Origin of the sequence: Protofrankia sp. Cj3 (assembly GCF_917627355.1) — a bacterium.
Taxonomy (GTDB): domain Bacteria; phylum Actinomycetota; class Actinomycetes; order Frankiales; family Frankiaceae; genus Protofrankia.
The window spans coordinates 5,953-12,927 of the sequence record NZ_CAKJTR010000124.1 but is presented as its reverse complement, the minus strand read 5'-3'; the positions used below and the strand labels follow the sequence as shown (position 1 = coordinate 12,927).

Genomic DNA, 6,975 nt, shown 5'->3' with positions numbered 1-6,975 from the left:
TATGATCGTCTGCGGCTGGATGCCCGCACGCGTGTGACTCTACGTACCTGCTGTGGAGAGGTCGGGCCTTGGTGCAGAGGGCGGTGAGCGTGCGCCGCGGCGGACGCGGCGCACGGCGGCGCAGTGAGGGTGCCTGGCGCCTGGTCCAGAGCGTGGTCGTCCGCCGGGGTGTCCAAAGTGCGGCTGTGCGGGGTTGGGCGTGCCTGACCGGGGGTGGGGCGGGTCGTCGCAGGGGCTAGGACCGGCCGCTGTGCACGGTCGTCGCGCGCTTCTCGACATGTCACAGTCGGGCGCTGCTGTGGCTGTCGGCGCCGGCGCAAAGGACGTAGGGCCGTGCCAGCGGCCGACGTGGCCGACGAGGCGTTTGCCGAGTTCGACGGCGCTGGGTAGATGCCGGCCCGTAGCAACACTGACTCCGAGGCGCGCTCGTGATCGTCCATGCGGGGTAGTCGGCGCGGACACTTTGGCGAAAAGCGGGACGGTCCCTCGCTGGCCGGTGCAAGAATCGGATACATGCCAACACGGGGGCCTGTTCCATGGCGTCGGGAGGCGCACACCGCAGCCAAGCACCGCGTGTACGACCACTACTTGCGTAAGTGGTTCCCGATCCTGCTCGGCGGCGCCAACGCCTACCGCTCGGCGACGTACGTCGAGGGATTCAGCGGTCCGGGCATATACGAGGATAGCGAGGAAGGGTCGCCAATCATCGCGATCCGGGCGTTTCTTGAGACCCCCAGACTCGCTGCCCGAAACGGGCCGGTGCGGTTCATCTTTATTGACGACGACAAGCGCTGCACTCGGCTACTGAGCGAGCGGATCGAGGCAACATTTCCTGCCTATCCCCGCGAGAGCATGTCCATCCAGATATTGGAAGGAAAGTGCGAGGCGAGCCTTGAATCCGCGCTCGACGAAGCCGGCGCCTGGGGCTATCCGATTCTGGCCGTCCTGGACTCCTGGGGGAACGTCCCCGTTCCTTACAGCACGCTTGTCAAACTGGCAAGTAACAGGGCGTCCGAAGTTGTCGTGACTTTATCGACACAGCATTTCCTTCGGTTCGTGGGCAGGCTTGAAGGCCCGGGCGACGAGGTATTCGGCGGTGACCTGGCCTGGCGGGAGGTCGCCGCCCAGCCGGACGGGCCGACGAAGCGGAGACACCTGCTCACGTGCTACCGGAAGGCATTGTCGAAGGCAGGATTCGCCTACCTCCTCGACTTCGAGCTCGTTACTCCGGCAGGCGAATCTCTGTATCTGATATTCGGCACGAATCATGACCGTGGCGTCGAGAAAATGAAGGAGGCGCTCTGGGCTGCCGATCCCGAACAGGGGGTGGGGTTCCGCGACCCGCGTGATGTCGGTCAGTTTTCCCTGTTCGGAGACGAAATGCGTCTTTATCCGCTCGCGCGGATGCTTGAGCAGAAGCTCCGAAAGGATGGGCCGGAGAAAGTTTACAAACTTGCGAACTACGCCCTGCACAACACGGTGTTCAAGAAGACGCACGTATTGCCGGCCGTTGAAATCCTGTGCGAAGAAGGCACGGTAGAGGCGGACGACGGCCGCCCGCCCAGCCTCAACTCGATCGTCCGGGTCGCTCAACCTACGGGTTCAGGACCACCTACGCGGACTTAGCCTCATGCAGCGGCATCTCGTCCCACAGAGCTCCATCGAGGAGCCGACCTCCGCTCTTCGGCGTACGCCCGCCCCACTGCTTAAAGAAGAAAGGCACCTCGTCCCGCGCGCACGCGTCCCGGAGTTCCGTGACCCAGGTAGGTTCGACCGCGCGGTGCCGGGGTCCCGATTCACCTCCAGCGATTACCCAGGAGATATTGTCGAGGTCGATACCCGTGAGTGACCCTAGCAAGGGTTCGCAGGACAAGAATCGCACTGCGGCGGGGATCACGCGCAGATCGTCGATGCGGGCCAGGGCGTCAGCGTTCTCAACGGACACACCTATCCAGACGTTGTCCGGCCACGGAAGCCGGTCCGCGATCCGGGCGAGACGTCGAGACCGTTTTGTCAGCACCTGGTAAGTGTGTTGAGGAGTGTCTGCCATCACTTGAAAAACCTGGCTGATGAATGACAACGGGATCCTGGCGTGGAAAAGGTCGCTCATGGAATTCACGAACACATGGCGCGGCGCGCGCCAGCCCCGTGGTATGTCGAGCGCGCTTGGATGGACGGTGACCCCGAACCCTGGCCCAGAAGTACGAGGATCACCATCTACCTGGTACTTGGGCTGCCCCATACTCTTCAGCCGTCGTGCGAGGGCCATGGCATAGCAATTGTCACACCCCGTCGAGACACGGTCGCAGCCGGTGGTGGGGTTCCATGTCGCTTGCGTCCATTCGATTGAACTCCGATCACCCATGACGTACCTCCTGTCGGCGATCATTTCATTCGTTGCTGCGAGCAGAGTGGATTTCGCGCTCTGTGGTGAGTGGTCCGCTAGTCCCTAGTCCCTCAGTTGGCCACACGGGCTCATGCGTCGTCTTCCCGTTTGTCGACGTGCCAGAGCCGGGCTTTGCTGTGGCTGTCGGTGCCGGCCCGCAGGACGTACGGGCCGTACCAGCGGCCGACATGGCCGCCGAGCCGTCGGCCGAGCTCGACGGCGCTGGGCAGGTGCCGGCCGTTCATCAACGTGTCGGGGATGGTGCCGTCCCAGGGATCGGTGCCGTCGGGTTCGCGGTCGAGGCTGGCCCGGGCCGCGGCGGAGGTGAGGGCCTGGGTGCCGAACTTGTGTTCCCAGCGGGCGAGGAACGCTTGCCACATGGCGGCCTGGTCGTCCATGTCGCGGACGTCGGTGGTGTTGTCGAGGAAGCCGGGCAGGCCGTGGTGGGTGACGAAACCGCCGGTGGCCTGCGCCCAGGGGGTGAACTGGCGCATCACGTGTGTGGTGCGGGGTGCGCCGGCGGTGACCCAGTCGGCGACGAGGACGAGGATGTTCCACAGGAGCCTGTGCCGGTTCACCGGTGCGGTCAGCCAGGTCTCGAGGTCGGGAACGGCGAAGCCGGTTCGCTGGTCGGGGTTGGGCATGTCGGGGTCGAGGCGGACGACGGCGGTGCGGGTCGCCATGTCGCCGCCGAGGCGGATGTTGTTCCCGGTGGCCATCCACAGCCGGTCGTTGGTGCGTTGAGCGGTCTTGGACGAGCCGAGGAGCCGGTCGGACCATTCGGTGGCGGTGAGGAGCCCGGCGAGGATCGGGGATTTGACCTGCGTGCCCTCTTCGACATTGTCGAAGACGATCACGGCTTCGGGGCTGGCGAGGACCGAGGTGATGACTTTGCGGAGTTCGTCGTCGGTTTCGGGCCATGGCTGCTGGCGTTTGCCGTGCAGCGCTCCGGCGATGTCGGTGAGCAGGGTCTTCCCGGACGCCTGGGTGGTCGCGGTGACGAGGCCGAAGGGGGTGAGCGCGCGGGTGTGGGGCCGCAGGATCGGTGAGACGAGCAGGCCGAGGTAGTTCGCCTTGTCGGCTGGCGCGACCCAGGGGAAGTCGTGCAGGACCCGTTCGACGAACTGTTTCGCGGTGACGACCTCGGCGCGGGATGGCCGTTCCGGGACGGGTCGCAGGGTGACTTTCGGGGCGTAGTGCAGGCCGGTCGCCGGGTCGTAGCCGGGGGTTTGGAGCAGGGTGCCGTCGGGGCGTAGGACGGGTGCACCGACGATCCCGCGTAGTGGTCGGACTCTTGGCCAGTGCCGGGCGGACAGAACGGCGGCCAGGACTCTTTCCGCCGGGACGCATTCCTCTTCCCAGCTGGTGCCGTTCGGGCCGCGGGCGGTCCGGTAGACGTAGGCCTGGTGGGCGAGGGTGGCGGCGAACCGGGCCGGGGTTAATGGTGTGGCGGCCAGCGGCAGGGGGTCATCGGTGCCGGTGGCGGTGTCCCCGGAGACGGGGCCGACGTGGACGATCTCACCGTTGGTGACGTACAGGTCGTCGAACAGCCCGTTGTCGATGGCAGCGGTGAGGTTCCGGATGCCGTCGGGTGCGCCGCTCGCCTCGATGTGGGGTTTGCCGTCGGGCCGGTCGGCGGCTGCTCTCGGGCGAGCGGCGCTGGTGCTCGTCGTCGTGTTCCGGGCGTCGGTTATCCCGGCCTTGTGTGCCTTGTCGAAGCTGGTCCTGCTGAGGAGTTTGTTCGCGGTGAGGGTGTCGCGGTGTTCGGCGACGGTGAGTTCGCCGGCGCCGTGGCGGCCGAGGAGGTAAGCGTGTTCGCGGGCGGCTTTGGATCGGGCCAGTTCGTTGGTTTCCCCTTGCAGTGCGGTGATGACGGTAGTGACGTCGAGCTCCACGCCGACGGTTGCCAGCGCATCCGTGTCACGGCTCACCCGGCGGCCACGACGGTCCGGGGCGAGCGGGCGCCGGCAGCCATCCCGGACGCGATCGTGCGAGTCGCCTCCCGCTCTGGCAGCCCGCAGGCGGCGGCGGCGTCGGTGAGGGCCTGGCGGACGTCGTCGGCGTCGAGCAGCCCCCCGGCGACGAGGCGGCCGAGTTTGTAGGCGGCGCCGTTGAGCGCGGCGTTGCGGCCGGAGTCCGGTGGCATGCCGGTGATGTCGGCTGCCTCGCCGGTGAGAACCGCCGCGGCCCAGCGTCCGGCGCGGGTCTGCGGTCCGTCCCGGTGCTGGTGCCGGGCCGTCCACCGGCGGCGGGCAGCATCGGGATCCCCGCACCCTTCCTGCCCGCCCGTGGTTGGCCGTGCCGATGCGAGCAGGTGGAGCCATGCGGGCAGGTCAGCCAGGGGCAGCCGGTCCCGCCACTGGTAGCGGCGGCCGGAGGGATGCCAGGACGGCGGTGCGAGGACCATCCCGCCGGCACTGTCACCGGCGCCGCGGATGTCGATTCCGGGAGCGACACCGCGGTCGGGTTCGCCGTGGCTGTTGGGTGGCGGGTCGAGCGCGGGTGCCCGGTACCAGTAGTGGATGCCGCCGTCGTCCCGGCCGGTGATGACCGATGCCGTCGGAACATGTCCGTGTGCGGCGAGGAGAGCGTCCCAGGATGCGCGGCCGGTCGGCCCGTCGATGTCGATGACGGTGAGCCGGCTGGGTTTGCAGGCGACCGCGATCGAGGCGGCCGGCCACCGGGACCACCAGCCAGCGATGACGCCCGGATCGGTGGTGGCTTGGGTGCCCCACCGGACCATCGGCCTCTTGCTGCCGGGACGTACCGGGAACACGTGCATCCCGCGGGCGGCCAACGCCAGGGCTGCGTGCATGCCGGGTGTGGGCGGGGTCATCGTTCTTGCTCCTCCACATCCCGGGTGGATTCGGCGTCCACCCACCGGCTACCACGGCCTGAGAATGGCTCCACAAGAAACTGCGTACGCCCATAGGACACGCGAATGTTTTTGACCTGAACGGCGACAAGCACTTTTTCCCGCCCGGGAATAAGCCACAGTCGCTCTGCGCCTATTGCGGAGTCATCACGATGCATCGCATCTCCAAGGTTCGGTTTCCTATCGGTGGTTGGCGAGGTCGGCGAGAACATCGCCATGACAGGCCGCGGGTGCGCAGTGGCAGCCCAGCGCCTTGCCGCGCAGATCGGGCAGTTGGCGGAGCAGGTCCAGCTGGGTCTCCAGGTACGCCCGGTACCGAGCGACCACATCGGCGCGCTCGACATCGGTGCCACCGGCGGGCAGCCGGTGCGGGTTACCCCAGCGGGACGGCCGTCCGATCCGGACGAGTAGCCCCGCGTCCGCCAGGGCGCGCAGCTCCGGCGGGTACGGGACGCCACGGGCGGGCAGGCGGATCACGACCGTGTCGCCCGCGGCGAGCCGGGCGGACAGGTCGGCGGGTGCCCAGCCCTGACCGGCGTGGGCCATGAGCAGGCGTCCGATGTGTTCGGCGACCTGGGGGACGACCGCCCCGCCGAGCGCGGTTATCCGGGCAGCGTCCAGCCCTCGGGCAGGCCCATCAGCCACTCCACGGCCTCGGGCGTCGGCCGCCACGAACCCGACCGGATCAGCCCACGGACCCGCCTCTCCGTGTCGGCCCGGTATCGGCCACCCAGCCCCCAGCCATGGCGCCCCAGCGAGGCTGTGGGTGTAGGCCACCAGGAACAGTCGCTCCCGCACGTGTGGGGCACCCATGGCGCACGCGGATAGCACTCCCCATTGCGCATCCATCCCGAGCTCGGCCAGGTCGGCGAGGATGGCGCCGAACTCGGCCCGATATCCAGGCAGAGCTGCGGAGTTCTCCACCACGACGTAGCGGGGTCGTAGCGCGCGAACCACGCTGACCATCCACGGCCATCCCCAGCGGGGGTCCGCAGCACCCTGGTGGCGGCCCGCGTCGCTGAACGGCTCGCAGGGCGGGCTTCCGGCGATGACGTCCACTCGAGGGCGAGTTCCTGCTGCCGCCCACCAGTCGGCGGTGCTCCGGACGTCGTCATGCTGGGGTACTCCTGGCCAGTGGCGGGTAAGAACGGTTCGCCGGTACGGGTCGGCTTCCACCTGCCCGACCATGGTCATTCCGGCGCGGGTCAATCCACGATCCATCGCGCCGATTCCGGAGAACAGGGACAGGACGTTCATACCCGCACCGCCGGGGCGGTGGCCGGGAGTGTGCGTGCGGGCAGGGAGGTGACGCACCGGGTGCAGATCAGTCCGGAGTACGGGCCGCGCGCCGGGCAGGTGCTGGCGTTGACGGGATTACGGTCCCCGGCTGTGGGCATGATGGGGAACCTCCTTCTGATCTCGTGAGGGTTGGTGGAGTGCCCCGGCGCGGCAGCGTGCGTGCCAGCGGTGCGCCGCGCCGGGGGTGTGATCACTGGCTGCTGGGTATGAGCACGATGGCGGTGGCGTCGTCGCGGTACCCGTCCCCATCCGTCCCGACCGCGGCGGTGATCGCGTCGGCCAGCGCCTGGGGATCGTGCTCGTGGGCGCGGACGATGGCTTCTAGGTCGGTGTCGGTGAGGGCGCTGTGGACGCCGTCAGTGGTCAGCAGGACCAGCCCTGGGGGGATGACGACCTCGTAGACGGTGGCGACGGT

6 protein-coding genes and 1 pseudogene are annotated in these 6,975 nt (G+C 68.1%); 1 reads left to right on the top strand and 6 read right to left on the bottom strand.

Annotation, left to right across the window (positions count from 1 at the left end):
* The first annotated feature begins 513 nt into the window (after positions 1-513).
* On the top strand, positions 514-1,626 hold the full coding sequence (gene tcmP, locus MJ783_RS16220; RefSeq protein ID WP_255724419.1) for a three-Cys-motif partner protein TcmP: 1,113 nt from the start codon (positions 514-516) through the stop codon (positions 1,624-1,626).
* Here the strand turns inward: tcmP and MJ783_RS16215 are convergent.
* The 6 genes and pseudogenes from MJ783_RS16215 to MJ783_RS16190 all read right to left on the bottom strand — a co-directional run.
* The gene (locus MJ783_RS16215) at positions 1,613-2,365 is read right to left on the bottom strand and encodes a DUF5131 family protein (protein ID WP_239311286.1); all 753 of its coding nucleotides are present in this window, start codon (positions 2,363-2,365) and stop codon (positions 1,613-1,615) included. The two genes, tcmP and MJ783_RS16215, sit on opposite strands and share 14 nt — an antisense overlap.
* A 110-nt stretch (positions 2,366-2,475) precedes the next feature.
* The gene (locus tag MJ783_RS16210) at positions 2,476-4,317 is read right to left on the bottom strand and encodes a hypothetical protein (RefSeq protein WP_239311285.1); all 1,842 of its coding nucleotides are present in this window, start codon (positions 4,315-4,317) and stop codon (positions 2,476-2,478) included.
* Entirely contained in the window at positions 4,314-5,222 is a 909-nt protein-coding gene (locus MJ783_RS16205) for a bifunctional DNA primase/polymerase (protein WP_239311284.1), read from the bottom strand. The genes MJ783_RS16210 and MJ783_RS16205 overlap by 4 nt, the downstream gene beginning before the upstream one ends.
* A gap of 219 nt (positions 5,223-5,441) precedes the next feature.
* Positions 5,442-6,518, bottom strand: a complete 1,077-nt coding sequence (locus tag MJ783_RS16200; protein ID WP_239311283.1) for a DNA cytosine methyltransferase — start codon at positions 6,516-6,518, stop codon at positions 5,442-5,444.
* Positions 6,515-6,658: a hypothetical protein gene (locus MJ783_RS16195; protein WP_239311282.1), complete on the bottom strand. Its 144-nt coding sequence runs from the start codon at positions 6,656-6,658 to the stop codon at positions 6,515-6,517. Before MJ783_RS16195 ends, MJ783_RS16200 begins: the two co-directional genes overlap by 4 nt.
* A gap of 92 nt (positions 6,659-6,750) precedes the next feature.
* Positions 6,751-6,975, bottom strand: a pseudogene (locus tag MJ783_RS16190) (SpoIIE family protein phosphatase); the annotation flags it as partial.

Bases quoted from the DNA above. Each gene is read 5' to 3' on its own strand.
- tcmP (WP_255724419.1), top strand. From the start codon at position 514: ATGCCAACACGGGGGCCTGTTCCATGGCGTCGGGAGGCGCACACCGCA.
- MJ783_RS16205 (WP_239311284.1), bottom strand. From the start codon at position 5,222: ATGACCCCGCCCACACCCGGCATGCACGCAGCCCTGGCGTTGGCCGCC.
- MJ783_RS16215 (WP_239311286.1), bottom strand. From the start codon at position 2,365: ATGGGTGATCGGAGTTCAATCGAATGGACGCAAGCGACATGGAACCCC.
- MJ783_RS16195 (WP_239311282.1), bottom strand. From the start codon at position 6,658: ATGCCCACAGCCGGGGACCGTAATCCCGTCAACGCCAGCACCTGCCCG.
- MJ783_RS16200 (WP_239311283.1), bottom strand. From the start codon at position 6,518: ATGAACGTCCTGTCCCTGTTCTCCGGAATCGGCGCGATGGATCGTGGA.